This is a genomic window from Xanthomonas sp. WHRI 6106, from assembly GCF_040202405.1.
GTDB classification, from domain to species: Bacteria; Pseudomonadota; Gammaproteobacteria; order Xanthomonadales; family Xanthomonadaceae; genus Xanthomonas; species Xanthomonas cannabis.
In genome coordinates, this window is sequence record NZ_JBEGFC010000003.1 from 380727 (window position 1) to 407147 (window position 26421).

Annotated in this window: 19 protein-coding genes; 7 read left to right on the plus strand and 12 right to left on the minus strand. The window is 66.5% G+C overall.

Annotated elements, in window-relative coordinates; genetic code table 11:
• Positions 1–125: 125 nt before the first annotated feature.
• Positions 126–1406: an amidohydrolase family protein gene (locus ABQZ09_RS07295; protein WP_349776506.1), complete on the minus strand. Its 1281-nt coding sequence runs from the start codon at positions 1404–1406 to the stop codon at positions 126–128.
• A complete protein-coding gene (locus ABQZ09_RS07300; protein WP_349776507.1) occupies positions 1403–2803 on the minus strand; it encodes an amidohydrolase in 1401 nt (466 codons plus the stop codon). Before ABQZ09_RS07300 ends, ABQZ09_RS07295 begins: the two co-directional genes overlap by 4 nt.
• A 141-nt stretch (positions 2804–2944) precedes the next feature.
• Here ABQZ09_RS07300 and ABQZ09_RS07305 point away from each other — a divergent pair, with 141 nt between their 5' ends.
• Positions 2945–3505: a DUF924 family protein gene (locus tag ABQZ09_RS07305; protein ID WP_349776508.1), complete on the plus strand. Its 561-nt coding sequence runs from the start codon at positions 2945–2947 to the stop codon at positions 3503–3505.
• Positions 3506–3654: 149 nt separating this feature from the next.
• On the opposite strand, the gene ABQZ09_RS07310 is transcribed toward ABQZ09_RS07305, so the two are convergent.
• Both ABQZ09_RS07310 and grxD read right to left on the minus strand, forming a co-directional pair.
• Complete coding sequence (locus ABQZ09_RS07310; protein WP_349776509.1) at positions 3655–4524, minus strand: hypothetical protein; 870 nt, start codon at positions 4522–4524, stop codon at positions 3655–3657.
• 174 nt (positions 4525–4698) lie between these two features.
• Positions 4699–5625 (minus strand): Grx4 family monothiol glutaredoxin, encoded by a 927-nt coding sequence (gene grxD, locus ABQZ09_RS07315; protein ID WP_349776510.1) that lies wholly within the window; start codon positions 5623–5625, stop codon positions 4699–4701.
• 60 nt (positions 5626–5685) lie between these two features.
• On the opposite strand from grxD, the gene ABQZ09_RS07320 reads away from it, so the two are divergent.
• The gene (locus ABQZ09_RS07320; RefSeq protein WP_039406218.1) at positions 5686–6462 is read left to right on the plus strand and encodes a polysaccharide deacetylase family protein; all 777 of its coding nucleotides are present in this window, start codon (positions 5686–5688) and stop codon (positions 6460–6462) included.
• 435 nt (positions 6463–6897) lie between these two features.
• A complete protein-coding gene (locus ABQZ09_RS07325; RefSeq protein ID WP_349776511.1) occupies positions 6898–9081 on the plus strand; it encodes a TonB-dependent siderophore receptor in 2184 nt (727 codons plus the stop codon).
• Positions 9082–10328: 1247 nt separating this feature from the next.
• Here ABQZ09_RS07325 and ABQZ09_RS07330 read toward each other — a convergent pair.
• The 3 genes from ABQZ09_RS07330 to ABQZ09_RS07340 all read right to left on the minus strand — a co-directional run bounded on the left by ABQZ09_RS07330 (position 10329) and on the right by ABQZ09_RS07340 (position 13241).
• Positions 10329–11000, minus strand: a complete 672-nt coding sequence (locus ABQZ09_RS07330; RefSeq protein ID WP_349776550.1) for a methyltransferase — start codon at positions 10998–11000, stop codon at positions 10329–10331.
• A 319-nt stretch (positions 11001–11319) separates the two neighbouring features.
• Positions 11320–11970 carry an SGNH/GDSL hydrolase family protein gene (locus tag ABQZ09_RS07335; RefSeq protein ID WP_349776551.1) on the minus strand — a complete coding sequence of 217 codons (651 nt, stop codon included), beginning with the start codon at positions 11968–11970 and terminating at the stop codon, positions 11320–11322.
• The gene (locus tag ABQZ09_RS07340) at positions 11970–13241 is read right to left on the minus strand and encodes a pyridoxal phosphate-dependent aminotransferase (RefSeq protein WP_349776512.1); all 1272 of its coding nucleotides are present in this window, start codon (positions 13239–13241) and stop codon (positions 11970–11972) included. Before ABQZ09_RS07340 ends, ABQZ09_RS07335 begins: the two co-directional genes overlap by 1 nt.
• 150 nt (positions 13242–13391) lie before the next feature.
• Between ABQZ09_RS07340 and rsgA the strand changes: the two genes are divergently transcribed.
• The 3 genes from rsgA (at position 13392) to ABQZ09_RS07355 (ending at position 16573) form a co-directional block, all read left to right on the plus strand.
• Complete coding sequence (gene rsgA, locus ABQZ09_RS07345) at positions 13392–14483, plus strand: ribosome small subunit-dependent GTPase A (protein ID WP_228314539.1); 1092 nt, start codon at positions 13392–13394, stop codon at positions 14481–14483.
• A 2-nt stretch (positions 14484–14485) separates the two neighbouring features.
• Entirely contained in the window at positions 14486–15748 is a 1263-nt protein-coding gene (locus ABQZ09_RS07350; protein ID WP_184556105.1) for a flavohemoglobin expression-modulating QEGLA motif protein, read from the plus strand.
• A 144-nt stretch (positions 15749–15892) separates the two neighbouring features.
• Positions 15893–16573: a type 1 glutamine amidotransferase domain-containing protein gene (locus ABQZ09_RS07355; RefSeq protein ID WP_228314540.1), complete on the plus strand. Its 681-nt coding sequence runs from the start codon at positions 15893–15895 to the stop codon at positions 16571–16573.
• A 178-nt stretch (positions 16574–16751) separates the two neighbouring features.
• On the opposite strand, the gene ABQZ09_RS07360 is transcribed toward ABQZ09_RS07355, so the two are convergent.
• Both ABQZ09_RS07360 and ABQZ09_RS07365 read right to left on the minus strand, forming a co-directional pair.
• Complete coding sequence (locus tag ABQZ09_RS07360; RefSeq protein WP_228314541.1) at positions 16752–18671, minus strand: alpha-amylase family protein; 1920 nt, start codon at positions 18669–18671, stop codon at positions 16752–16754.
• A 35-nt stretch (positions 18672–18706) separates the two neighbouring features.
• On the minus strand, positions 18707–21160 hold the full coding sequence (locus ABQZ09_RS07365; RefSeq protein ID WP_349776513.1) for a TonB-dependent receptor: 2454 nt from the start codon (positions 21158–21160) through the stop codon (positions 18707–18709).
• A 266-nt stretch (positions 21161–21426) separates the two neighbouring features.
• On the opposite strand from ABQZ09_RS07365, the gene ABQZ09_RS07370 reads away from it, so the two are divergent.
• Positions 21427–22752, plus strand: coding sequence for an MFS transporter (locus ABQZ09_RS07370; RefSeq protein ID WP_228314543.1), 1326 nt, complete (start codon positions 21427–21429; stop codon positions 22750–22752).
• 193 nt (positions 22753–22945) lie between these two features.
• On the opposite strand, the gene ABQZ09_RS07375 is transcribed toward ABQZ09_RS07370, so the two are convergent.
• The 3 genes from ABQZ09_RS07375 to ABQZ09_RS07385 form a co-directional block, all read right to left on the minus strand.
• Positions 22946–23977 carry a LacI family DNA-binding transcriptional regulator gene (locus ABQZ09_RS07375; RefSeq protein ID WP_349776514.1) on the minus strand — a complete coding sequence of 344 codons (1032 nt, stop codon included), beginning with the start codon at positions 23975–23977 and terminating at the stop codon, positions 22946–22948.
• Between the two features lie 228 nt (positions 23978–24205).
• Positions 24206–24946: an acetoacetyl-CoA reductase gene (gene phbB / locus ABQZ09_RS07380; protein WP_039406241.1), complete on the minus strand. Its 741-nt coding sequence runs from the start codon at positions 24944–24946 to the stop codon at positions 24206–24208.
• Between the two features lie 120 nt (positions 24947–25066).
• Positions 25067–26395 (minus strand): CitMHS family transporter, encoded by a 1329-nt coding sequence (locus ABQZ09_RS07385; protein WP_039564397.1) that lies wholly within the window; start codon positions 26393–26395, stop codon positions 25067–25069.
• Positions 26396–26421 lie beyond the last annotated feature (26 nt).

Genomic DNA, 26421 nt, shown 5'->3' on the forward strand with positions numbered 1-26421 from the left:
TCGTGCAGGGTGGCGGTGTTGCCGAGCGCGCACTACGGGCGGCGCTGCCAAGGCCGCTGCATGTGCGGGCTGCGGGTGTGATGGCAGCGCCCTGCGGCGTACGCATCAGCGCACGCCGCACGCACTCACTTCAGGTACGCACGTGGCAACTGCCCGGCCTGCTGCAGGTAGCGGTCGCGCAGTTCGCTCTGGCGCGAGCGCATCGGCATCTCGCGCCCGCCCAGCCAGACCTGCTCGGCGTAGTGGGCGACATCCAGCGGGTCGCCTTCCCACAGCACCAGGTCGGCCTGCTTGCCCACCGCAATGCTGCCGATGCGATCGCCCACCCCGAAGATCTCCGCAGGCACGCGGGTCAGGCCGGCCAGCCCCGATTCCCACGGCAAGCCATTGGCCACCGCATTGCCGGCCAGCTGACGCAGCTTGCGGGCGTTATGCGAGGCGTCGCCGCTTTGGCTGAAGCTGACCTCCACACCGGCCGCGCGCAGGCGTGCGGCGTTTTCCAGCGTCGCGCCGATCTGGTCGAAGGTCGCCGGCAAATCCGCCAGCGCGTTCACCAGCACCGGGACCCTGGCCTGCGCCAGTTGCGGGGCCAGCTTCCACGCCTCGGCCCCGCCGGCGATGGCGATACGTACCTTCTCGCGTTGCGCCCAGCGCAACAGCTGACGGATGTCGGCGGCCCGTTCGACCTGCACCACGATGCGGCCTCGCCCGGCCAGATACCGGGCCAGCACGCTGCGCCCCATCGGCGTCAGCAGTGCATGCGGCGACCCGGCGGGCACGCGGCCGCGTGCTTCGGCCACCAGTTGATCCAGCAGCATCCATTGCGCGGCACGCGAGCTGCCGGTGAGGTCGGACGCCGCTGCACCGATGCGGATGAACAATGCATGCGGGCCCACCGGGTCCGGGCTGCCATCCAGCCGCACGATGCCGCCCTGGCCGGCAATGAAGGCGCCGCTGGTGGTTGCGCCCAGCGCCGTGAAGCCGATGCCTTCCACGCGCGCCACCGGCACCAGCACCGAGTCGGGGTTGTAGGCCAGGGTGACGTCGAACTCCGGGCGCATCGGTTGCTCGGCCAGCTTGACGCCGCTGTCCACGGTGCTGTCTTCGCCAGAGACTTCTTCGATGCCGATCTCGGTAATGCCGCCGAACAAGGCCGGCGTCAGCGGGCGGCCCTTGGCCTCGATCACGCGCCCATCGGCCGGCGCGGCCAGGTTGCTGCCGATCGCACGGATCACGCCGCCCTGCACCAGCACGTCGGTATGCTGCAGCGTGCCCTGCGCGGTGGCGGTGTGCACGGTGGCATCGCGGATCAGCACCTGCTGTGCCAACGCCGGCAACGCCAGCGCGGCCAGCACCAGCGCCGACAGGGCACGCAGTTGCGGGCGTGTCAGGATGCGGCGGCTCATCGTGCCACCTCCTGGCCCAGCATGAAGTCCGACACCGGTTGCAACGCGCGTTGATGCCGGTCGTAAACCTGTGCGCCGTCGATATACACCTGTTCGGCCAATGCGTAGGAACTGAAGGGGTTGCCATTCCACACCACCACATCGCCCATCTTGCCCGGCTCCAGCGCGCCGGTCTGCTGCTCGATGCCCAACGCCTTGGCGGCGTTGCTGGTGAGCCAGCGGATCGCGCGCTCGGGCGCAATCTCCATGCCGCTGCGGCGCGCAGTGGCGATCACCTTGGCGGCCTCCTGATTCAGGCGCTGGATGCCTTCTTCCGAATCCGAATGCACGATGGCGCAGCTGTTGGCAGGCCGGTCGACCATGGCGATGTTCTCCTGGATGCCGTCGAAGGCTTCCATCTTGAAGCCCCACCAATCGGACCATAGCGCGCCGCAGACGTTTTCCTGCGCCAGCCGGTCGGCCAGCTTGTAGGCCTCCACGCCATGATGGAAGGCGGCGATGTGGAAGCCGAATTCCTTGGACAGGTCCAGCATGGTGGCCATTTCGTCGGCGCGGTAGCAGTGGATGTGCACGCGGATGTCGCCGTTGATGGCGCCGGCCAGCGTATCGAGCTTGAGATCACGCTTGCCGCCGGCATCGCCGCTGCTGTCGTTGTCGCCACCACTGCTCCACCAGTGACGCTTCTTGGCGGGTTTCTTCTTCGGTGCGTTCTTCTGCAGGTACTCGGCCGCATCGATGAACGCAGCGCGGTACCCGGCGACATTGCCCATGCGCGTACCGGGGCCGCCCTTTTCGCCGTAGACGCGTTTGGGGTTCTCGCCGCAGGCCATCTTCAGGCCCCACGGTGCGCCGGGGAACTTCATACCCTGATAGGTCGTGGAGGCGACGTTCTTCAGCGTGACGCCGCGCCCGCCGATCAGGTTGGCCGAGCCTGGCAGGATCTGCAGCGAGGTGATGCCGCCGGCCAGCGCGGTGCCAAAGCCCGGGTCCTGCGGCCAGATCGAATGCTCGGCCCACACATTGGGCGTCACCGGTGCGGTCATCTCGTTGCCGTCGCTATGCGCGCTGACGCCCGGGCTGGGGTACACGCCCAGATGCGAGTGCACATCGATGATGCCGGGCGTCACCCACTTGCCGGTGCCGTCGATGCGGCGTGCATCGGCCGGCGCCTCGAGTGCGCGGCCAACGGCGGCCACCTTGCCGTCGCGCAGCAGCACGTCGGCATCGTCCAGCCGCTCGCCGGTGCCGGTGAGCACCGTGGCGTGCTGGATCAGCACCGGACCGGACGCGAGCGCGCGGTAGGTGCTGGGGTAAGGGTCTTGCACGAACCGCGATGCCGCAGACGCAGGCCCGCACAGCAGCGCCGCGCCAAGGGCGGCGAACAGGATGGAACGCATGGATTTCCCCGGTGACACGAAAGCACAGGCCGCAAACCTAGCTGCCAGCGCCGTGCTTGCCAAGTGCTGGAGGTTGCGGTCGCGGCTGCCTCATCACATGCCAGAGCGCATGCTGTGCCGTATTCCTCAGGGGGGGCGTCGATGATTGCCAAAACAGAACGCAACAAACAGGCCGATGTGGTGTTGGCTTTCTGGGAACTGGCCGGCTCGGCCCGCTGGTTCACGCACAACGATGCCTTCGACGCCAACTTTCGTCAGCATTTCAGCGAGCAGCACTTTGCCGCCGCACGGGGCGAGTACGCGCACTGGATGGCGCGCGCCGAGGATGCACTGGCCTTGCTGATCCTGCTGGACCAGTTCCCGCGCAATGCGTTCCGTGGCAGCGCGCATGCCTATGCCACCGACGGGTTGGCGTTGCAGTGCGCAAAGCAGGCGGTGGAGCGCGGCTTCGACCAGCAGGTCTCGGCGCAACTGCGGTTGTTTTTCTATCTTCCGTTCGAGCATGCCGAAGACCTGCAGGAGCAGGCACGCGCGGTGGAGCTGATCGGCGCACTGGACGATACGCAGACCACCCACTGGGCGCTCGAACATCAACGCATCATCCAGCGCTTTGGCCGGTTCCCGCACCGTAATACCGTGCTGGGGCGTGTGACCAGCGCAGAGGAACAGCAGTTTCTCGATGACGGCGGGTTTGCCGGCTGAAGGCCACCATCGACGCGTTGCATCGCGGCGGGCAAGGGGTGTACACCGTGTCTGCATGCCAGCGTGATCGCCGAACAGCTGCGGGTACTGCAGCGGGGAAGGGCGCCACGCGCGATGCCACCACCGGCACCGCGCATGCCGTCGATCGATCAGCAGCCGCCTGGCAAACCTTCCGACCGCCAGCTGGCACCTTCGCCGAGCAAGAGATAGAAGCCGTAGCTTTCGTAGCCGCTTTCCGACAGCACCAGATCGAGCGTGCCATTGCCGTCGATATCGCCGAACTGCAGCAGATGGGTGCGCTGCGGCAGGTCTTCGCAATCGTCGCAGCCGCTGGCGGCCTGGCCGTGGCGGAACTGCCAACGGCTGCCGTCATGGTCGAAGATCGCGAGCACCACGAGCACGCCGGTCGGGTTCTCCGGATTGCCGGTCTTGGTCGGGTGGTTGGAGGTCAGCACGGCCACGCGCCGCTGCGGCTGCTGCGCATCGGTGATGATCTGCAGCGCGGCCAGATCCTGCGCGCGGTCGGTATTGAACGCGGCCAGTGCCTGCGCCAATGCCGCCGGCTTGACGCGCTTGCGCAGCTGCGCGGTGTCGCTCGCCTGGCGAAACAATTCGCTCTGTTCGGTGGCGGTGGCTGCACGCGACGCAAAGCGCTTGCCCGGGTTGAGATCCACCGTCGACAGCAGCGGCGAATCGGACAGCGTGGTGCCGCCCTTGATGCGCAGCTTCGCGGTGCCGCCGCACATGCTGTTGTCGTCCACCGTCAGCGACGCAAGCCGCACGGTGCCGGTGGATACGCCGGTATTGAAGACCTGCAGCGGCTGGCCCAGCAACGCCTTGGGCAGGGTCGATTCCTTTGCCACAGCCTTGCCGAGCCACACCGGAATGTATTCCAGCGGATCGTCGGACGGCTGGCTGTCGTAGGTCTGGACCAGCAGCACCGCGCGCGGCGATTCGGCAGCGTGGGCAGCCAGCGGTAGCAGCGCGGCCAGGGCGAGCGGGAGCAGGCGGGTGTGCATTGCAGCGGTGTCCTTGTGCGGGTTGATCCATGAAAAAACGGACGCTCCAAGGAGCGCCCGTTTCGGTGTGCGGTGCCGCAGCCGTGCCAGCCGTGGTCACACGAGTCACGCAAGCGCGGCAGTCTGCACGTGCGGCGTGACGCGTGTGCGGCGGCCGCGACCGCTCGCGTCTGCTCAGTATTTCGCCACGCCGTTGTCCACCTCGTCCGACCACGCATCGATGCCGCCGGTGACGTTGTAGACGTTGGTGAAGCCCAGGCCGCGGAAATGCTCGGCGGCCTGCAGGCTGCGCCCGCCGCGGTGGCACAGGAATGCCAGCGGGGTGTCCTTGGGCAACTGTTCGATGGTGGCGCGTTCGTGCGCATCCAGCGTGCGGAACGGTGCGGCCACCGTGGCCAGCGCACGCTCGTCGGCCGGGCGCACGTCCACCAGGGTCAGGCTGCCGGCCTTGAGACGGTCGTCGGCGTCGCGCACCGACAGCTCCTGCACCGGCTTGGGCGCGTTGGGGTTGTCGATCGCCAGGCCGCGGCCGCGGATGTCGTCCACCCAGTCGATGGTGATGCCGTCTGCGCGGCGCGCGCTGGCCAGGTCGAACTGCACGCGCAGGCCGTTGGATTCGGCGGCGATGGCGTTCGGGTTGGTCGGCGCCAGCTGGAAGTTCGGCTGGAAGTTGGCATCGATGGACAGCGTCAGCGATGCGTCCGGCGCATCGGCCAAGGCACCCTTGAGCATCTCGACCGCGGCCGGGGTGATGGTGATCTTCGGCGGGCTGCGGTCGGGCGCCTGCAGGCCGAGCATGTTGCTCAGCTCGCCGCTGTCGGCCATCTGCACGATGATGTCGCTGCCGCCGATCAGCTCGCCGTCCACGTACAGCTGCGGGATGGTCGGCCAGTCGCCGTAGGCCTTGATGCCTTCGCGGATGTCCTGGTCGGCCAGCACGTTGACGTGGGCATAGTCGATGCCCAGCCCGTCCAGCACGCCGACCGCCTTGGCCGAAAAGCCGCACTGCGGCATGCCGGGCTGGCCTTTCATGAAGAGCACCACGCGGCTGGATTGCAGCAGCGTATCGATACGGGAACGCAGAGCGGGATCGAGGGACATGGCAGCACTTCGGTCAGATCGTGGAGACCGGGCATTCTACGCCGCGTGGCATCATGCGGCATGACCACGCCGGAAACGCTGTATCGCATCCCCTCCCGCCCGTACCGCTGGGTGGGCTTGTTTGCCCTGTCGCAGCTGGCGGTGGCGGTGCTGTGGTGGCATCTGGGCTGGGCCTGGGGCCTGCCGATGCTGCTGGTGTCGCATGCGCTGTTCGTGGTGCCGGTGTTCCTGCCGCGTGCGCGCCTGTATGCGCCGGTCCTGGCACGGCTGCCGGGCCGCGCGCCGCAGGTGTGGCTGACCATCGACGACGGCCCGTCCGACGACACCCCGGCCATGCTCGACCTGCTGGATGCCTACGGCGCCAAGGCCACCTTCTTCGTGGTCGGTGCGCGCGCCGAACGGCGGCCCGAGCTGGTGCGCGAGATCGTGCGACGCGGCCACGGCATCGGCAACCACAGCCATACCCATCCGCAGGCCTGGTTCTGGGCGCTGGGGCCGCGCCGCATGGCCCAGGAAATCGGGCTGGCGCAGCGCACCCTGGCCCGGATCACCGGCCAGGCGCCCCGGCTGTACCGCTCGGTGGTCGGCATGACCAACCCGTTCGTCGCCTCGCCGCTGCGCGCGCATGGCCTGACCCGCGTGGCCTGGAGCGCGCGCGGTTTCGATGGCGTGCGCTGCGAACCGGACACCACCGTGGCGCGCATCGTGCGCGACCTGCGGCCCGGCGCCATCGTATTGCTGCACGAAGGCGCCGCACACGGCCACAACCTCACCATCCTGCGCGGCGTGCTGGAGGCGATGCGGGCGCGCGGGCTCGTGGGGCAACGTCCGGATTGAACGCTGCCTCGGCGCGTGGCGTGGCGGGTGCAGTGCTACTGCGGAGCGTTGTCTGTGTTGATCGCCGGTGGCCAATACGGCACTGGCGCAGCGCCGTGCGCACTTCGCCGCCGGTATGGCAGCGTGCCAGGGACGCTGCGTACGAGCGCGGTGTCGGGCGCTCTTGCGTCAGCATGAAGCGACATCGCGCGGCAAGGTAAGGGATCGCGGGCGGCCGGCAATCGGTTGCCAATGCGGTGGCAACCCAGCGTGCAAACCAGACGGCGTTTTTCTCGCCAACTGCAGCTCCCCGGCGCCGGCGTCTATTGACAGCGATGGGGCATGGATCGACCATGCGCGCCCAGCCAGCCAACGGGCCGCACCTCGCACGGTGTGACCGCGCCAGCCTCAGCGGCCGTCTTCGACGGCAGTGTTTCGATCATGAGGCGGACACCAATGTTCTCTCGTCCCGTGTCTGCGCGCGCTGGTGCGCGTGCCGATCTGCGCCTGTCGCGCGTGACCACCCGACGCGCCGTGCTTGCACTGGCCTGTGCCTGCCCGGCGCTGGCAAGCGCGCAATCGCATCCCGGCGATCCGGTCGATCTGGATCGGCTGCAGATCCAGGCGCACCGCAGTGCCACCACCGAGGGCAGCGATTCCTACACCGCCGATATCGCACGCAGTTCGGCCAAGCTGTCGCTGGCGTTACGCGACACGCCGCAGTCGGTCGTGGTGGTGACCCGCCAGCAGATCGTCGACCGTAACCTGCAATCGCTGCAGGACGTCACCGACACCGTGGCCGGCTTCAACTCGCCGACCTGGGATACCGAGCGGACCTACATCACCGCACGCGGCTTCGAGGTGGATTACTACCGCATCGACGGCATTCCCACCGATTACAGCGGCGATGTGCAGCAGAACATGGCCATCTACGACCGCGTCGAGATCGTGCGTGGTGCCAACGGGCTGACCTCCGGTGCCGGTAGCCCGGCGGCATCGATCGACCTGCTGCGCAAGCATGCCGACAGCGACGTGTTGACCGGCCGCGTGGATCTGTCGGCCGGCCGCTGGGACCGCTATCGCGGCACGCTCGATCTGCAATCGCCGCTCAATGCCGCCGGTACGGTGCGCGGCCGCGTGGTGGCCAGCTATGAAGACAAGCAGTCCTTCCGCGATTACTACGGCAAGCAGTCGTCGTTGTTCTACGGCATCGTCGATGCGGATCTCAGCGAGGCCACCCGCGGCTACATCGGCATCAACAAGCAGCGCAACGATGGGCGCGGCACCACCTGGGGGGGCGTCCCGGCATATTTCAGCGACGGCAGCCGCACCGATTTCGCGCGCTCGGACGCGTTCACGCCACGCTGGGCGCGGGGCGTGGCCGATACCACCAACGCCTTCGCCGGGCTCACCCATCGTTTCGACAATGGCGCGCAGCTGCAGGTGGAGTACGCGCACCAGCGCTTCGAAACCGACTGGAAATCGGTGTTGTTCGGCTACCTGGATTATCCGGACGCACAGACCGGCCTGGGACTTGCCGGCACCTTTGGCGGGCGCTATCCCGCGCTCAGCGCGCAAAACAGTCTGGATGCCTACCTCACCCTGCCGTTGACGCTGTGGGGCCGAGAACACGAAATCGTGGCCGGCGCCACCTGGCTGAATCGCAATGTGCGCAACTGGTCCAACCTGCCGCTGCAACCGTTGATCGCACAAAGTGTCTTCACCTGGACCGGCACCATGGCGCAACCGCAGTGGACGCCGCTGAGCAAGGGCGAAGACCGCGATGTGCGTCAGGTGGCCGCCTATGCCGCCGGACGATTCCAGCTGACCGACACGCTGAAGGCCATCGTGGGTGCGCGCGTCACCGACTGGAAAAGCACCGACCAGCTGGTGCCGGAAAATTCGTACGAGCGCCGGGGCCGCACCACACCCTACGCCGGCCTGATCTTCGATGTGGACGACCACCACGCGCTCTATGCCAGCTACACCGGCATCTTCAAACCGCAGAACAACCGCGACCGCGGCGGGCGCTATCTCGATCCGCTGGAAGGCGATAGCTACGAGGTGGGTGCCAAGGGCGAATATTTCGGAGGCCAGCTCAATGCCGCGTTGGCGCTGTTCCGCATCGAGCAGGACAATCTGGCCGTCAACGACCCCGGGCAGCTGGTGCCAGGCACCACCAATCAGGCCTATCTCGCTGCCAGAGGCACTGTCAGCCAGGGCGTGGAGTTCCAGCTGGATGGCCAGCTGTCGGAGCAGTGGCGTCTCGCGTTCGGCTTCGCGCAGTTCGATGCCAACGACGCCAGCGGCGCGGACGTGAACCCTGCCAGCCCGCGCCGTGAGGCCACGCTGTTCACCAGCTGGCAGACCGGGCCGTGGCGGCTGGGTGGGGGGCTGAGCTGGCAGTCGGCCATCCACGAGCTGATGGCCGCGCCGCAGGGCAACACGCAACGGCTGACGCAAGGCAGCGTGGTGCTGGCCAATGCCATGGCGCGCTACGACTTCAACCAGGCCTGGTCGGCACAACTCAACGTGCGCAACCTGTTCGACCGCCGCTACTACGCCAACATCGTCTACCAGAGCCAGCTGATCTACGGCGACCCGCGCGATGTGGAGCTCACGGTGTCCTGGAAGTTCTGACCTTGCTCCAGGCGACACGCGTTGCGGCGTGGATGCCGCCATCGAGCCTTATGGACGAGTTAACCGCGTGTCCCGCGACGATGAGGGAGCCGCGCCCTGGATCAGACTTGAAGACAGCCAAGTGATCGAAAGACGCGCAGTGCAGGCGTCGTTACCTGATTGCTCAATACTGGAAGATCAGGCGCAGAGCGGATGGTCTGCGCCTTTGCTGCAGGGCCCTTGCCCGCCCACCATCGCGGGACACGCTGCAAGTACGTCCTTGTAAGCTCCGTGGCGGCATCCATGCCGCCAAGGGTCCCGCGACGGTGGGCGGGCAAGGACCAGTCGAGATGGTCGGTGTGCATGGATCTCAACCAGCGACTAGCAAGCTGGTGCCGCGGTGTCTTTGCTCTTCAACAAAACCACCAGTCAACTGTCTGGCTGGTGTCCTCGCCGATTGCGGGACCGTGTGGCGGCATGGATGCCGCCACCGAGCCCCCATGGACGGATTCACGGCGTGTCCCGCGAGCGGTGAGGGCACCGCGCGCTCGACCAGACGTGAAGATCGCCAAGTGATCGCGACAGGCGCGATGCAGTTGTCGCTACCTGATTGCTCAATAACGGCAGATCAGGCGGAGAGCGGATCATCTGCGCCTTTACTGCAGGGCCCTTGCCCGCCCACCATCGCGGGACACGCTGCGAGTACATCCATGTAGCTCCGTGGCGGCATCCATGCTGCCAAGGGTCCCGCGACGGTGGGCGGGCAAGGACCCGTGAGGTTGGTCGGTGTGCAGGGTTTTCAAAAAGCACACCAGCGACGCGGCATTTCGTTTTCAGCAAAAACTACCAGCCAACTGTCTGACGCGGTGATTTCGTCCTTCAATAACGTCATCAGCAGGCTGCCTGGTGCGATGTCCTTATCACTTGCGGGGCCGCTTACGGCATATGCCGCAAACCAATCGCCATGGATGGATTCATGCGTGTCCCGCGAGCGGTGAGGGCACCGCGCCCTCGACAACCCAGCCGCATCTGCTCGAGTGGATCGGCAATGGCGATCTCAAGCCAAGCGCCTCATCTCACACCGCATGCCGCCCGGGATCGTCCAGATAACGCCAGGAGCGGCTGTTACAACGACTACGCGACTGCCAGGCATGCCGCGTCATGCACACGCGTACATCTCGGTCTCTGCGTGCCGTCCACATCCGTCCGGCGACCGCGCGTTATGTCTGTCAGCCGTTCTGAATCGAGCAAGCCTCGTTGTGCACGGCTCAGCGCGGCTCGGCCACGATCAACCAGTTGTTGAACGGCGTATTGCCGTACAGCGGTGCAAACGTGGCGCGCAGGCCGGCCGCGTCCAGCTGCGCCTGCAGGCTGTCGCGGGTGGGGTAGCTACGCGGCATGCGCTGCATCCAGCCGCTCAGGTGCGCCAGCACGTCGGTGACGCGGCTGGTGCGGCCGCGGCTGCTGGCATCGCCCAACGCGCTGCGGATCACCAGTTTGGCGCCGGGCGTGAGCATCTGCGCCACGCTGCGGAGCAGGCCGGCCTGCATGTCCGCTTGCAGATACTGCAGCACGTCCAGGATGGTGACGCTGCCCTGATGCTGCGGCCAGGCCAGGCTCAGGTCGACCACCTCGAACCTGGTATTGCCCAGTGCCGAGCGCTGCGCGATATGTTGCGCGCGGCGGATCTTGGATGCATCCACATCCACTCCGTAATACGCCAGCGCCTGCCCGTCGGCGCGCAAGGCATGCGCCAGCAGGCCCAGCCCGCAGCCCAGATCCAGCACCGGCGCGGTGGTGGTGTGCAGCTGCGCCAGTACGCCCGGGTAGAGTGGATCGGTGCGCAACTTGGCGTGCGTGTAGTAGTAGTCGTAGCGGTTGCCCAGCGGGTGCTTGGGCAAAAACGCGCGTGCGATCGCCAGCGCTTGCGCGCGGCTCATCGGCTGGGTGGCGGTGCTGTGCAATGTCGTTCCTTGGCAATCAGGCGTGCTGCGCGGGTAGCTTAGGGCCTGCCGGCGTGATTGCGGTAGGCCCGATTGGCGTTTTCCCAGTGCCTGGTCACGCGCAGCCCTGCCCGGCGTCGTTTGCGCGCTTGTTGCGGCCTTGCGGCGCGGCGCGCCGTTGGTGATGTGCGGCAGCGCCGACCAGCTGGGCGGTCGCGAGACGGCGGCAACTGCTGCCCGTGCCTCAGGCCGATGACCACGCAGCACCAGACCAGCTCGCGCCTGCTTCGCCTAAGCGCAAGCGCACGCCGTTGGCTCAGGCAATCGTGTCGACAGATCCCAATGCGCCCAGCGCATCGCGCGCCGCAGGCAGCGCCACGGCGGCCCAGCGCGCATACATCGCAGCCGAGGGATGCAGTCCGTCGTCGACCAGCATCGCGATCGCATCGCCGCCGTCGCGGCTGGTGGCGGTGATATCGATGAAGCGGACGGCGCGCTCGCCGCAGCGCTCGGCCGCCACACCGTTGAAGGCATCGATCTGCGCGGCGATCAGCCCGGCATCGCGGCCTTGCGCGCGCGCAAAGGGCGTCAGCCCCCAGTCGGGAATCGACAGCACCAGCACGCGTGCCGCATGGCCGTCGGCCAACGCAATGGCCTGCTGCAATAATGCGTCGAACTGGCTGCGGTAGTCGTCCAGCGCCAGCCCGCGGTATTGATTGTTGACGCCGATCAACAGGCTCACAAGGTCGTACGGGCCCTGCGGCGCCGCAGCGTCGATGCCGGCCTGCAGTTCGTCGGTGGTCCAGCCGGTGGTGGCGATGATCTGCGGCGCCTGCACCGACCAGCCATGCGCGCGCAGGCCCTCGACCAGCTGCACCGGCCAGCACTGCGCGGGGTCGACGCCTTCGCCAATCGTGTACGAATCGCCCAGCGCCAGATAGCGCTGCGGCGTGCCGGAGGCGGCCATCACGCCACGCTGCGCGACTTGAGCGGCACCACCTTGGTCACCGCCTCAGCGCGGCGTGCCAGGGCGCGGTCGATGCGTGCGAACACATCACGCATCACGCTGGCCTCGGGCATTAGGGTCACGCGGAAATGGTGACGGTACGGCACGTTGAAGCTGGAGCCGGGCACCACCAGCACGCCTTCCTCGTTCATCAGATCGAGTGCGAACTCGTGATCGTCGAAGTTGCGTGCCGCCGTGCCCACTACCGCCGGGAATGCGTACAGCGCCCCGGCCGGTGCCACCAGCTGCAGGTGCTCGCTAGCCGCACAGGCCTCGATCACCGCGCGGCGGGTTTCGTACAGGCGGCCACCCGGCGCGCACAGCGCCGAAATGGTATCCGGCCCGTTCACCGCCGCATCGATGGCGTACTGCCCCGGCACGTTGGCGCACAGGCGTAGAGCGCCGAGCAGGTCCATCGCGTTGCGCAGGTCGTTGATGCGCGCCTGCTCGCCGGACAGCAGCGCCCAGCCCACCCGCCAGCCGCAGGCGCGGTGCACCTTGCTCAAGCCGCTGAAGGTGATGCACGGGTGCGCGCCGGCCAGCGGCGCCACCGGCACGAAGGCCGCGCCGTCGTAGAGCACCTGGTCGTAGATCTCATCGACCATCAGCAGCAGATTGTGCTTGGTGGCGATGGCCACGATGCGCTCCAGCAGCTCGCGCGAATAACTGGCGCCGCTGGGGTTGTTCGGGTTGATCAGCACGATGGCGCGGGTGCGCGAGGACACCAGCGTCTCGATCTCCACCGGATCCGGCTGGAAACCATTTTCCGGCGCGCAGCGGTAGTACACCGGGCGACCATCGTTGAGGATGGTGGCGGCCGACCACAGCGGGTAGTCGGGCGAGGGCACCAGCACCTCGTCGCCGGGGTTGAGCAGAGCGCGCAGCGACAGGTCGATCAGCTCGCTGACGCCGTTGCCGACAAAAATACGGTCCGGGTGCGCGTCCGGGTGCTGGCGACGCGAATACGCGGTGGCGATCGCCTCGCGCGCTTCGGGCAGGCCTTGCTGATGGGTGTAGGGATCGGTGCGGCCCATGTCATCGGCGATCGCGCGCTGCAGATGCTCCGGCGCGCGGAACCCGAATGCACCCGGGTTACCGATATTGAGCTTGATCAGCTTGCGGCCCTGCGCCTCCAGCTCCCGCGCTCGTCGCGCCAGCTCGCCCCGGATTTCGTAGCGGACTTCGGACAGACGCTCGCGGATGGCGAGCGGCTTTTGCGGGGCAGTGGACATACGACGGGCCGGTTGTAGGCGTGAGGCTTGGCATGGTAGCGGAAATAGGACAGGCGGACATGCTTGCATCGGCAACGATGTCAAGGGGGGCTTCAGGCCCGCGCGAACCGATTGCACAGGCCGCAGTGGCCAGCCAGCTAGAATCGCCCCATGAGCGACACATTTCCCGATTACCCCACCCTCCAATCCATCGGTTGGCCCTGGCCTGGCCCCCCGGAAGACTCCGCCTGGCAGGCGATCTTTGCCGCGCATCCACTGGCGTTGCCGGCGCGGGTGGTGGAGCAGCACCGTACCGGCTATGTGGTGGCCGATACGCCGGAGGCCAGCCTGAAGGCGGAGTCGTTGCCGGAGTGGCAGCGGCCGCGCTTTCCGAGCCATGAGCGGGCGGCGGTGGGCGATTGGGTGCTGATGGAGGGCAAACGCATCGTGGCGCTGCTGCCGCGGCGTACCTCGATCAAGCGCGGTGCGGCCGGCGAGCATTATCACCAGCAGGTGATCGCGGCCAATATCGATACGGTGTTCATCGTGTGCGGGCTGGATGCGGACTTCAATCCGCGCCGCATCGAACGCTATCTGCTGCTGGTCGGCGGCGGTGGTGCGCAGCCGGTGGTGGTGCTGACCAAGGCCGACCAGACCGAATACGCTGAGGATGCATTGGCGGTGCTGGAGGAGCTGGAGGCGCAGAACATTCCGTTGCGCGCGGTCAACGCGAAGGACCCGGACAGTGTGGCCGCACTGCGGCCGTGGCTGGGCGATGGGCGCACGGCGGTGCTGGTGGGCTCGTCCGGTGCGGGCAAATCGACGCTGACCAATACGCTGCTCGGCACGCAGAAGATGAAGACCAATGCCGTGCGCGAAAACGATTCGCGTGGCCGGCATACCACCACGCATCGTGCGCTGATCCCGCTGCCGACCGGTGCATGTCTGATCGATACGCCGGGCATGCGCGAGCTCAAGCCCACCGGCGAGGAAGATCTGGCCGAAGGCGGGTTCTCCGATGTGGAGGCGCTGGCGGCGCAGTGCCGTTTCAACGACTGCGCACACATCGCCGAGCCCGGTTGCGCGGTGCGTGCGGCGATCGAGGCCGATACGCTGGATCCGGAGCGGGTGGCCAACTACATGAAGCTGCGCGTGGAAGTGGCCGCCGCCGCCGAAAAGCTTGCCACCCGGGTCGCGCAGAACACACGCGGCAAGGGCTCGGGCAAGCGACCGGCCAGCGTCGATCGCCCCGGGCGGCGCTGAGCATGCCCTCGCGCAAAGGCCCGCCGGACATCGTCCATCACGCGGCGCTGGACGCGCGTTTGGTCAAGGCGGTGCGCGGCGTGCGCCTGCTGGCGTTGGCCAGCTGGCCGCGCTCGCTGCAGGAACCGTTTCTGCACAGCGTGGCGCGTGGCCAGCCGGAATTGCCGCAGGTGGAGTACCCCGCGCTCGATTTCGGCGACACCCGGCGCGAACTGTCCGCCATCGCAAAAGCCGCCGACCCGCATCATCCCATCGGTGCGTACCTGATCGATTCGACCCATAGCTGGGACCTGGCGGCCGGCCTGCTGGAGTCGCTGGGTACCGCCGCGGTCAGCGATTACTCGGCGCAGCTGTTCGGCGTGCCCGACGACCCGATGCCGGGCAACGGCCCGACCACGCGTGAGGCGGCGCGCCACTTCATCCAGATCGCGCAGGAACTGGACCGCGAGCTGCTGGCGCCGGAAGAGCAGGTGCCGGTCTCGGCCACCGCCTTGCGCATGCAGCTGCAGAACGACCTGGATGCGTTCTTCGACGGACGCGTCATCACCGTCACGCTCGACCCGGATCTGCTGGCCAAGGCGGCCGCCGGTGCACACCGCATCCGCTTGCGTACCGGCGCCACCTTCAGCGATTACGACCGCGCGCAGTTGTTCCATCACGAAGCGCTGGTGCATTCGCTGACCGCGCTCAATGGCCGCGCGCAGGTGCACCTGCCGAGCCTGGGCATTTCCTCGCCGCGCACTACCGCCACACAGGAAGGTCTGGCGACGTTTGCCGAGCAGATCACCGGCAGCATCGATATCGAACGCATGAAACGCATCAGCCTGCGCATCGAGGCGATTGCGATGGCGCGCGCGGGTGCCGACTTCATCGAGGTGTTTCGTTATTTCACCAGTGGTGGCCAGAGCGCGGCGGAGAGTTTTTCATCCGCCCAGCGCGTGTTCCGCGGCGTGCCCACCAGCGGGGGCGGTGCATTCACCAAGGACACCGTCTACTTGCGCGGCCTGGTGGCCGTGCACACCTTCTTCCGGCATGCCTTGCAGCGCGACCAGCTGCAGCTATGCCGTTACCTGTTCGCCGGCAAGATGGCACTCGGCGATGTGGCGCGGTTTGCGCCGTTGTTCGACAGCGGCGTGCTGGTGGCCCCACGCTGGTTGCCGCCGTGGGTGAGCCGTGCCAGTGGGCTGGCCGGCATGCTGGCGTTCTCGCTGTTTGCCAATCGCATCCGCATGGACCAGTTGCAGCCGCCGGCGATCAATGTGTGAGGCTCCGCGCGGCAGCGGCAAGAACGCAGCGATGATATTGGTGAACATTGCATCGCACACCCACGCGCTCTACACGAGGCTGCAACGAGCTGGACTGCACACTGCCTGCCTCGCCCGAGACGGGCAACGACGCGAGGCAATGCGATGAAAATCCTGATGGTGCTCACCTCCCACGACCAGCTCGGTGATACCGGCAAAAAGACCGGCTTCTGGCTGGAAGAATTCGCCGCGCCGTATTACGTCTTCAAGGACGCGGGCGCAGACATCACCCTGGTCTCGCCCAAGGGCGGCCAGCCGCCGCTGGACCCGAAGAGCGACGAGCCAGACGCCCAAACCGACGCCACCAAGCGTTTCAAGCAGGACCCGGATGCGCAGAACGCGTTGGCGAGCACGCACCGCCTGGCCGACGTCAAGGCCGACGACTTCGATGTGCTGTTCTACCCGGGTGGCCACGGCCCGCTGTGGGACCTGGCCGAAGATGCGCATTCCATCGCACTGATCGAGGTATTCGCCAAGGCCGACAAGCCGCATGGGCTGGTTTGCCATGCACCGGGGGCGCTGCGCCGCGTCAAGGGCAGCGACGGCAAGCCGCTGGTCAACGGTCGCCGCGTCACCGGCTTCACCAATGGCGAAGAAGAAGGCGTGGGCCTGACCAAGATCGTGCCGTTCCTGGTTGAGGACGTGCTGACCGAACTTGGCGGCAAGTACGAAAAGGGTGCGGATTGGGGCGTGCACGTGGTCACCGACGGCACCCTGGTCACCGGGCAGAACCCGGCCTCGTCCGAGAAGACCGCAGAGACCTTGCTTACGTTGGCGAAGCGCTGATCTCGCGAAAGCCCCTCTCCGTGGGGGCGAAGGGGCACAGCTTGCGCGCCACAGGCGCACGTGCCCTGGAGCGCCTGCGCCGCAAGCGCAGACCGGGGTGCGGAGCGGTGATTGGGGTGAGGGTAAAGTCCGCTTGTAACGCGGCAATCCGCTGCTCACCGCACCACCGCCCGCTCGCTCAGGCCCCACGCTGCAACCAACGCACCCCATAAGCTGGGAGCAAAAGCGGCACGTTATCGCCCGGCGTTGCAATTTCCACATCGCCGCCGGTCTCCAGCAGCGTCCAACCGCCACCGTCGATCGCCGCAAGCTCAACCGCAAGCGGCTGCTGGCCGAAATTATGCACGGCCACAAAGCTGTGGCCACGCGTCAACGCAAACAGTTGCGGATTGCCTAGCGCAATGCTGCCAAGCGTCTGATCGGCAGCCAATGCGGGAAGTGCGGCACGCTGCTGGATCAACCCACGCAGACGGTGATAGACCGCACCACTCAAGCTATCTGCATCGTGGCGTTGCGCAGCGGCCTGCCAATCCATCGCCGGCCGATGCAGCCAGCGGCCTTCGTGCTGGCGCTCAGCATCCGTGCGGTAACCGGTGTCGTTGACCAGTGCCAATTCGTCGCCCATGTAGATCAGCGGCACGCCCGGCATCGCAAGCACAACCGCGTACAGCAGCACCAGCCGGTTCACTGCAACCGTCAACGCCGCCGCATCGTCTGCCTCGTGCGCTGCCTGGATGCCAGTCAACGCAGCGGCCATGCCGTTGGTGCCGTGCACGCCATCCCCGCTGCTTTGAAAGCTTTCGCCGCGTGCGTAGCTGCCCGGTACTTGATTGGCATAAAAGCGCGCGACATCGCGCAGCGAAAACGGCGGCTGCGTCGCATTGCCGGCTGCTTCGTGCTGCAACACGTTCCAGCCGATGTCGTCGTGGCAGCGCACATAGCTCAGCCATGCACAATTGGCCGGCAATGGCGGGCTGTGCGCGATGACGTTGTGCAGAATGTCGCCGCGTTGCAATGCAAGTGCCGACCAACCGGCTGCCATCAGCGTGCTGTGGTAGGCCAGATGACATTCGTGGCCCTGATCCATGCCGCTGCCGAAGTACGGCGGCAGTTGCGTCATCGGCACGATCGCCTCGGCCTTCATGGCGACCGCCGGCGCCACGATGTCGGTCACCGCGCGCAACGCCACCAGCAAGGTGTGCGCCTCGGGCTGGTTCATGCAGTCGGTGCCAATGCGCTTCCACAGGTACGCAGTGGAATCCAGGCGGAACGCTTCCACGCCCAGATTGGCCAGCTGCAGCATGGCCAGCGCCATGTCGCCGAACACGGCCGGGTTGCTCCAGTTCAAATCCCATTGGTAGGGATAGAACGTGGTCCACATCCACTGCGCGGTGTCGTCCACCCAGGTGAAGTTGCCGGGCGCGGTATGCGGGAACACTTGCCCCAGCGTGCGTTCGTACTGGTCGGGCAGGGTGCGGTCGGCGAAGTGATGGTAGTAGTCGAGATAGCGTGCATCGCCTGCGCGTGCGGCCTGGGCCCAGGTGTGATCGTCGGCGGTGTGGTTGAGCACGAAGTCGGCGCACAGGCTGATGTCGGCTTCGCGCAGGCGGGTGGTGAGTGCGATCAGGTCGTCGTTGTTGCCCAGGCGGGGTTCCACCTGGCCGTAATCGCTGACCGCAAAGCCGCCGTCATTGTCGCCGGCGCGTGCACGCAGGAACGGCAGCAGGTGCAGGTACCGCACGCCCAGTTCCTGCAGGTACGGCACACGTTCTGCCACGCCCTGCAGCGTGCCGGCGAAGCGGTCCGCGTAGGCGCTGTAGCCCAGCATGTGCTGTTCGCCGAACCAGCCTGGCTGGCGTGTGGCATCGAGCTGTTGCAATGCCGCCGGCCGCTGCTGCGCGCTGTTGCCGAGCGCGCCTAGCCAGGACGTCAACCAGGTCGAGAAATCGCCGCGTTCGCCGTACAGCGTCTGCAGCGCATCCAGCAGGCGGGGCGCATGCGCATCGAAGCGCGCCAACAGTATGTCGGCACGCGATGCATCCAACGGCGCAGCGAACGCTGCGCGCGCAGTGGTCAAACGGATGGGGAAGGTGCTCATCGGCAGACGCCGGGCCTGGGCCCGGCGTGGGGTCCTTAGAAGTCGTAACGCAGGCTGATGCTGGTGGTGCGGCCGGCAATCGAGCGCGCGCGGATGATGCCGTTGGCCGGAATGCTGGCCTCTTCGGCCTCGGTCAGGCCAAAGGTGTTGAACAGGTTGTTGACGTTGAGCGCCACGGTGAGCGCATCGGTCACGCGGTAGTCGCCGAACAGGTTCACCTGCGTATAGCCGGGCATCTTCAACTGGTTGGAGTCCTGGGTGTAGGCATCGGTGGTGCCGATCAGGTTCACGCCGAACTGGTAGCCGTCTCCGCGGTAGCTGGGCGTGAGCTGCCACACCACGTCGGCCTGGCGACGCGGCACATTGCCGGTGTTTTCCGGGGTGATCTGGTCGCGGGAGATTTCTGCATCGGTCCAGGTCAGGCCGCCGTTGAGGGTGAAGCCTTCGTAGCGGTAGCTGGCTTCCAGCTCCACGCCGTGCGCTTCGTAGCTACGGTTGAAGAAGCGCTGGCTGGTGACTTCGAAGTTCTGTTCCTGGGTGCGCGCGGAGAACGCAGTGGCGAACAGGCTCAATCCATCGCGGCGCCACTTCAGGCCGGCTTCGGCCTGGCGCACCACGTTGACGCCCTCATCGGACGACACCGAGCCGTCGTCGCGCGCCACGCCGAACAACAACCGGTCTGCGTTGGCGCGTGCGCCGCGGCTGATGCGCGCGAAGGCGCCCAGGTCGTCGGTGATCAGGTAGTTGCCACCCAGCGAGTACGACAGGTAGTTCCAGTCGTAGTCCACCGGGCGGGAGTTGGCGGTGTCGACCGTGGCCACGCGCTGCTCCACCGGCTGGATCACGCCGTCGCCGTTGACGTCCAGGTTCTGCGCGATGGCGGTGCCGTTGTAGCTGCCACGCGCATCGCCCATGTCGTAGCGCAGGCTGCCGTCGACGCTGAACTTGCCGCTGTCGAAAGTCAGTGCCACATACGGTGCGTTGACGTCGTAACGCACGTCGTAGCTACGGGTGACGCAGCAGTCGCCCCAGAACGGGGTGCCGTAGGCGTACAGGCCGTTTTGCGAGCGCGATACGCCGGCAGCGTCGACCACGTTGAGCAGGCGCGAATCGCGGCCCAGGCTCTGCACGTAGGAGTTCCAGGTCCAGTCCATGTCGATGGTCTGGCGCGAGCTGTAATAGCCGGCGCGCAGGTTGAGCGTGCGGCCGTCGCCGCCGAACTCGCGCGAGACGCTCAAATCGTTGGTGACATTGCCCAGGTCGTTGATGGCGACATTGAACAGATGCGTGCGGATGGCGTTGCCGGTGTAGGCCTGGCCGGCATCGGCGCCGCTGGCCTGCACCAGCTGCGCACCGGCGCCGCCGATGGAGGCGGCCAGCGTGGCCGCATCGGTGACTTCGGCCGGGAACGGGCTGACGAAGCGGCCGCTGTTATCGGCGATACGGAATTTCTCGCTCAGGTTCCAGCCGTTGCCCAGGTCGAACCAGGCTTCGGCGCCGATGGTGCGCGAGATTGGGTGCATGCCGTCGCCCAGGTCGGTGCGGCGCGGCCGGTTGTTGCCGTCCAGGCCGACATCGCTGCGGAAATTGCGGCTGTACAAGGTGTCGTTGCCGGGGTCGAAGCCGGGGAAGCCGCCCAGGTCCGGCGAGCCGTCACGGCCACGCACGGAAGTGGGCACCGGCAGGTAGCCGGCGGCGCGGTCGTTGAGGTATTTGCCGTACAGGCGCACATAGCCGTTGTCGAACAGACGGGTGAGGTTGGCCTTGATCTGGCCGCCCTTGTCGGTGGTGTAGCCGGCATCGCGCACGCCATCGCCCTGGCGGAAGAAGCCGCCGATGTTGAACTGCCATTGCTCGGCGAACGGCGCACCGTAATTGAAGTCGATGCGGGTGTTGTCGTAGTCCAGGCCGCGGCTGACGCCGACGCTGCCGCCTTCGGTATCACCGGTCTTGCTGATGAAGTTGATGATGCCGCCGGGCGCGTTGCTGGTAAACGTGGACGCCGAGCCGCCGCGGATGGCCTCGATGCGGTCCAGGGTGAAATCCGAGCGCAGGAAGATGTCGGCATTGCCGAAGGCGATATCGCCGAACTCCATCACCGGCAGTCCGTCTTCCTGTAACTGCAGGAACTTGGCGCCGCCCGATGCGACGGGAAGGCCACGCACGGCGATGTTGGCATTGCCTTCGCCACCGCTGGATTCGGAGCGGATGCCGGGGATGTTGCGGAAGATTTCGGCGGTGCTGCGTGGCGCCGATTGTTCGATGGCCTCGGCACCGACGGTGCTGACCGAGACGCTGGATTTCAGCTTGGTGGTGGCGGTGGACGTGCCGGTCACGAACACCGAATCCAGATTGACCGCGGCGCTGTCGGCGGCCGGCGGAGTGGCAGGTGCGGCAGCGGTGTCCTGGGCCAGCGCGGCGGGCGCGCACAGGCAGGAAACGACCGCGCAGGCCAGGGCATGCAGGCGCAGGGTGTGCAAGGTGGACATCGCGATTCTCTCTCTCACAGGTGGTGGTGTGCCGACGCCTGCATCGTCCCCTCCCAGGGAATGGCCGTGCGGCCTGCAGTGCGAGCGCAGTAATACGCGTCAATACAATCGATTGCAATCGTGCATTGCAGCATCCGAGTGACTTCCCGGCCGCCCATAAGGCAAGGCGGCAACGTGCTGCGGCGCAGCGTTACAATCGATTGCAAAGGCGGCAGGGTACAGTGCGCTGCGGCCGCTGGGAGCCGCACCGATGCCCAGGGCCCTGCATGTCGTCGACCGCTCCTCCGCTTTCCTTCGCGCGCATCCTGGCGCTCAACGCCGGCTTCTTCGGCGTGCAATACAGCTTCGGCTTGCAGCAGAGCAACATGAGCCCGATCTACAACTACCTGGGCGCCGACCACGCCAGCCTGCCGTACCTGTGGCTGGCCGGGCCGATCACCGGGCTGGTGCTGCAGCCGTTCGTGGGTGCATGGAGTGACCGCTCGGTCACCCGCTGGGGCCGGCGCATGCCGTACATGGTGCTGGGCGCGCTGGTGTGCAGCCTGTGCCTGCTGGCGATGCCGTTCAGTACCGCGCTGTGGATGGCGGTGTGCTTGCTGTGGATCCTGGATGCGGCCAACAACGTGGCGATGGAGCCGTACCGTGCACTGGTCAGCGACGTGCTGGCGCCACCACAGCGGCCGCTGGGTTATCTGACCCAAAGCGCATTCACCGGTCTGGCGCAAACCCTGGCCTACCTCACGCCGCCGCTGCTGGTGTGGATGGGCATGAACCAGGATGCCGCCAACGCACACCATATTCCGTACGTCACCATCGCTGCGTTCGTGATCGGTGCGGGATTTTCGGCCGCCTCCATCCTGCTCACCGCTCGCAGCGTGCGCGAGCCGACGATTGCGCCGGCAGAGATCGCGCGCATGCGCCAGCGCGGCGCCGGCCTGGGCGCAGTGGTGCGAGAGATCGGCGGCGCGTTGCGCGAAATGCCACCGACCATGCGCCAGCTGGCCCCGGTGATGCTGTTCCAGTGGTACGCGATCTTCTGCTACTGGCAATACATCGTGCTGTCGTTGTCGACCACGTTGTTCGGCACCACCGACGCCACCTCGCACGGGTTCCGCGAGGCGGGGCTGGTCAACGGGCAGATCGGCGGCTTCTACAATTTCATCGCGTTTCTGGCTGCATTTGCGATGGTGCCGGTGGTACGCCGCTTCGGCCCGAAGTACACGCATGCCGCGTGCCTGCTGGCGGCGGGCGCCGGCATGTGGATGTTGCCGGGCATCGAGAACCGCTGGCTGTTGCTGCTGCCGATGATCGGCATTGGTCTTGCCTGGGCCAGCATGATGGGCAACCCGTACCTGATGCTGGCCGACAGCATTCCGCCCGAGCGTACCGGCGTGTACATGGGCTTGTTCAACCTGTTCATCGTGCTGCCGATGCTGATCCAGATCGTCACCTTGCCGCTGTATTACGAGCGCCTGCTGCACGGCGACCCGCGCAACGTGATCAAGCTTGCCGGCGCACTGATGCTGGCCGCCGCGGTAGCGATGCTGTGCGTGCGCGTCCGCAAGCCGAAAGTGATCCTGTCAGATTCTTAGGAATACCTAGCTGACATCGCCGGCTGCCTGCCCCCTCATCCGCCCTTCGGGCACCTTCTCCCGCAGGCGGGAGAAGGAAGCGGGCCGCCGGCTGGTATCTCCGAATCGGCAATCCGCAATCCCAATCCGCAATCCCAATCCGCAATCCCAATCCGCAATCCCAATCCCGAATCCCGAATCCCGAATCCCCGCTTCACGCCGACTCGCGCACCACCAGCTTCACCGGCATTTCAACCGATTGCAACGTTTCGCCGGCAATGAGCGCCAGCAGGCGATCCACCAGCAATCGTGCGGCCAGGCCCAGGTCCTGCCGTACCGTGGTCAGTGGGGGCTGGCTGTAGGCGGCCAGCGGGATGTCGTCGAAGCCCACCAGCGAAATGTCCTGCGGCACGCGGTGGCCGGCTTCGACCAGGGCGCGGATGGCGCCCACCGCAATCACGTCGGAGGCGGCAAACAGGCCATCCGGCGGGTCAGTCTTCTTGAGCATGGCGCGGGTCAGCCGGTAGGCGTCTTCGCTGACGAAATGGCTGCGCGCATGCAGGCGGGTGTCGAATTCCAGCCCGTGCTGCTCCAGCGCGTGGCGGTAACCAGCAAAGCGCGGTGCCACTTCCGGCAGCTGGTCGTCGCCGAGAAAGGCGATGCGCTGGCGGCCGCTGGCGATCAGGTGTTCGGTGGCCAATGCGCCGCCCTGGAAATTGTCGCTGCCTACGCTGATGTAGGCCTGCCCGTCGATGCGGCTACCCCAGACCGCCATCGGCAAGCCATCGCGTGCGGCCTCGTCCAGTGCGGCATGCTCGGAGCTTTGCCCCAGCACGATCACGCCATCGGAGCGGTTGCCGCGCGCCAGCTGCTCCACCCAGCCGTCCTGGTGTCGGTCCAGCTTGGACAGCAGCATGCTGTAACCACGGCCGGTGAGTTCTTCGGCCAGCAGCGCCAGCATGGTCATCAGAAACGGATCGGACAGCGGCTGATCCAGCGCATGCATCATCGGCACCGCCACGCTCACCGTGTTGGAGCGTTTGGCGCGCAGGCTGCGCGCGACCGGGTCGACCTGATAGCCGGCATCGGCGGCAATCTGCTTGATGTAGGCGCGGGTGCGCTCGGCCACCACCGGGCTGCCGGCCAATGCACGCGACACGGTGGACTCGGAGACGCCGGCCATGCGGGCGATGTCGGCCATCTGCGGGCGGGCATTGTGCGTGGTGCGTTCTGAAGGTTTGGCCATGGCAGCGCACTGCGGAAAAGCCAGAGTGTAATCAGTTCGCACTAGAGGCGGGTTGTTCGCGTAGTGGCGGCCGCTTGTGCGCGGATGCGCTACGTCATCGCGCACCCATGTCCTAGCGTTTGCACTTGATCGGTCGACGTGCGTGGCAGACGGACACGACGGCTGCGTCGCCATGGCCTGTGCCCGAGGTACCGAAGAGGTGCCGCCAGTGGCATGCGGCGACGGCCATCAGCCCATGTAGAGGCCGCCATTGACCGCATAGTCGGCGCCGGTCACGTAGGCAGCTTCGTCGGAGGCCAGCCACGCGCACAGGCCCGCCACTTCGGCCGGCTTGCCCAGCCGGCGCACCGGCACCGAGGTGGCCAGGCGGTCGAGTACGTCCGGCGGAAAGCTGCTGATGGATGCGCTGGCGATGTAGCCGGGCGAGATGGTGTTGACGGTCACCCCGCGCGAGGCGACTTCTTGCGCCAGGGCGCGGCTGAAACCATGCATCGCCGCCTTGGCGGTGGCGAAGTTGATCTGCCCGATCTGGCCCTTGTGCGCGCTGACCGAACCGATGTTGACGATGCGCCCCCAGCCGCGCGACGTCATGCCATCGACCACCTGCTTGGTGATGTTGAACAGCGAGTGCAGGTTGCTGGCGATCACCGCGTTCCAGTCGTCGCGGGTCATCTGCCGGAACAAGGTGTCGCGGCTGCCGCCGGCGTTGTTGACCAGCACATCGATCTCGCCGACTTCGGCCTTGACCTTGGCGAAGGCAGCCACGGTGGACTCCCAGTCGGCGGCATTGCCTTCGGAGGCCACGAAGTCGAAACCCTGTTCGCGCTGCTCGCGCAACCAGGCCGACTTGCGCGGCGAATTGGGCCCGCAACCGGCAACCACGGTGTGCCCGCTGCGCGCCAGCTTCTGGCAGATCGCGGTGCCCACACTGCCCATGCCGCTGGTGACGTATGCGATGCGGAGAGTCATTGAGTAACTCCTTCGGAGTTGGGATTCGGGATTGGGGATAACGGGATTCGTAACAGCGGGCAGTGATTCGCTCTGGCTTTTGCGAATCCCCAATCCCGAATGCCGAATCCCGGCGCGCGGCTAGCGCGCCAACGGAAACAGGCCAAACGCCAGCCCGCCCGCCAGCATCAGCAGGGAAATCAGCACCGCCCACTTCAGCGTGAAGCGTTGGTGGTCGGCAAAGTCGACCTTGGCCAGGCCGACCAGCAGATAGGTCGATGGCACCAGAGGGCTGAGCAGATGCACCGGCTGGCCGGCGAGCGAGGCGCGGGCCATTTCCACCGGGGTGATGCCGTAGTGGCCGGCCGCTTCGGACAGGATCGGCAGCACGCCGAAATAGAACGCGTCGTTGGACATGAAGAACGTAAACGGCATGCTGACGATCGCGGTGATCACTGCCAGGTACGGGCCCCAGCTATCGGGGATCACCGCCAGGAAACTGCGCGACATCGCCTCCACCATGCCGGTGTTGGACAGGATGCCGGTGAAGATGCCCGCGGCGAAAATCAGCGACACCACCGACAGCACGTTGCCGGCATGGTTGACCAGGCGGCGGCGCTGTTCGGCCAGGTTCGGGTAGTTGATCATCAGCGCCAGCGCAAAGCCGATCATGAACAACACCGGCATCGGCAGCACGCCCACCACCAGCGCGCCCATCAGCGCCAGGGTCAGGATCAGATTCACCCACAGCAGCTTGGGCCGCTTCATGTCTTCGGTATCTTCCACGCGCGGCAATGCGTCGTTGTCTTCGGGGATGCTGGTGTCCAGCCAGTTGCCGTCGGCCGGCAAGCGCACCACGCCCAGGCGGCGGCGCTCGCGCATGCCCAGGTACCACGCCAGCGTCAGGATGCCGGCAATCGCCAGCAGCATGGCCGGTACCAGCGGCACGAACACATCGGCCGGGTCCACATGCAAGGCAGTGGCGGCGCGCGCGGTGGGGCCACCCCACGGGGTCAGGTTCATCACGCCGCTGGCCAGGATGGTGACGCAGGTGAGGTTGAGCGCGTTCATGCCCAGGCGCTGATACAGCGGCAACATCGCCGAGACGGTGATCATGTAAGTGGTGGAGCCATCGCCATCGAGCGAGATCAGCATCGCCAGGATCGCCGTACCCATCACGATCTTCAGCGGGTCGCCCTTGACCAGGCGCAGGATGCGGCCGACCAGCGGGTCGAACAACCCGGCATCGATCATCACCCCGAAGTAGAGGATGGCAAACATCAGCATCACGCCGGTGGGCGCGATCTTCTTGATGCCTTCGAGCATCATGTCGTTGATGCCGGTGCCGAAGCCGCCCAGCAACGCGAACACGATCGGCACCGTGATCAGAGCCACCAGCGGCGACAGCCGCTTGCTCATGATCAGGTACATGAAGGTGATCACCATTCCGAAACCGAGCGCGGTCAGCATGCGGGCAAATCCTTTGAGGCGTACAG

Excerpts from the sequence above, each read along its gene's own strand:
- ABQZ09_RS07295 (WP_349776506.1), bottom strand. The coding sequence starts at position 1,406 with ATGAGCCGCCGCATCCTGACACGCCCGCAACTGCGTGCCCTGTCGGCG.
- ABQZ09_RS07300 (WP_349776507.1), bottom strand. The coding sequence starts at position 2,803 with ATGCGTTCCATCCTGTTCGCCGCCCTTGGCGCGGCGCTGCTGTGCGGG.
- ABQZ09_RS07305 (WP_349776508.1), top strand. The coding sequence starts at position 2,945 with ATGATTGCCAAAACAGAACGCAACAAACAGGCCGATGTGGTGTTGGCT.
- ABQZ09_RS07310 (WP_349776509.1), bottom strand. The coding sequence starts at position 4,524 with ATGCACACCCGCCTGCTCCCGCTCGCCCTGGCCGCGCTGCTACCGCTG.
- grxD (WP_349776510.1), bottom strand. The coding sequence starts at position 5,625 with ATGTCCCTCGATCCCGCTCTGCGTTCCCGTATCGATACGCTGCTGCAA.
- ABQZ09_RS07320 (WP_039406218.1), top strand. The coding sequence starts at position 5,686 with ATGACCACGCCGGAAACGCTGTATCGCATCCCCTCCCGCCCGTACCGC.
- ABQZ09_RS07325 (WP_349776511.1), top strand. The coding sequence starts at position 6,898 with ATGTTCTCTCGTCCCGTGTCTGCGCGCGCTGGTGCGCGTGCCGATCTG.
- ABQZ09_RS07330 (WP_349776550.1), bottom strand. The coding sequence starts at position 11,000 with ATGAGCCGCGCGCAAGCGCTGGCGATCGCACGCGCGTTTTTGCCCAAG.
- ABQZ09_RS07335 (WP_349776551.1), bottom strand. The coding sequence starts at position 11,970 with ATGGCCGCCTCCGGCACGCCGCAGCGCTATCTGGCGCTGGGCGATTCG.
- ABQZ09_RS07340 (WP_349776512.1), bottom strand. The coding sequence starts at position 13,241 with ATGTCCACTGCCCCGCAAAAGCCGCTCGCCATCCGCGAGCGTCTGTCC.
- rsgA (WP_228314539.1), top strand. The coding sequence starts at position 13,392 with ATGAGCGACACATTTCCCGATTACCCCACCCTCCAATCCATCGGTTGG.
- ABQZ09_RS07350 (WP_184556105.1), top strand. The coding sequence starts at position 14,486 with ATGCCCTCGCGCAAAGGCCCGCCGGACATCGTCCATCACGCGGCGCTG.
- ABQZ09_RS07355 (WP_228314540.1), top strand. The coding sequence starts at position 15,893 with ATGAAAATCCTGATGGTGCTCACCTCCCACGACCAGCTCGGTGATACC.
- ABQZ09_RS07360 (WP_228314541.1), bottom strand. The coding sequence starts at position 18,671 with ATGAGCACCTTCCCCATCCGTTTGACCACTGCGCGCGCAGCGTTCGCT.
- ABQZ09_RS07365 (WP_349776513.1), bottom strand. The coding sequence starts at position 21,160 with ATGTCCACCTTGCACACCCTGCGCCTGCATGCCCTGGCCTGCGCGGTC.
- ABQZ09_RS07370 (WP_228314543.1), top strand. The coding sequence starts at position 21,427 with ATGTCGTCGACCGCTCCTCCGCTTTCCTTCGCGCGCATCCTGGCGCTC.
- ABQZ09_RS07375 (WP_349776514.1), bottom strand. The coding sequence starts at position 23,977 with ATGGCCAAACCTTCAGAACGCACCACGCACAATGCCCGCCCGCAGATG.
- phbB (WP_039406241.1), bottom strand. The coding sequence starts at position 24,946 with ATGACTCTCCGCATCGCATACGTCACCAGCGGCATGGGCAGTGTGGGC.
- ABQZ09_RS07385 (WP_039564397.1), bottom strand. The coding sequence starts at position 26,395 with ATGCTGACCGCGCTCGGTTTCGGAATGGTGATCACCTTCATGTACCTG.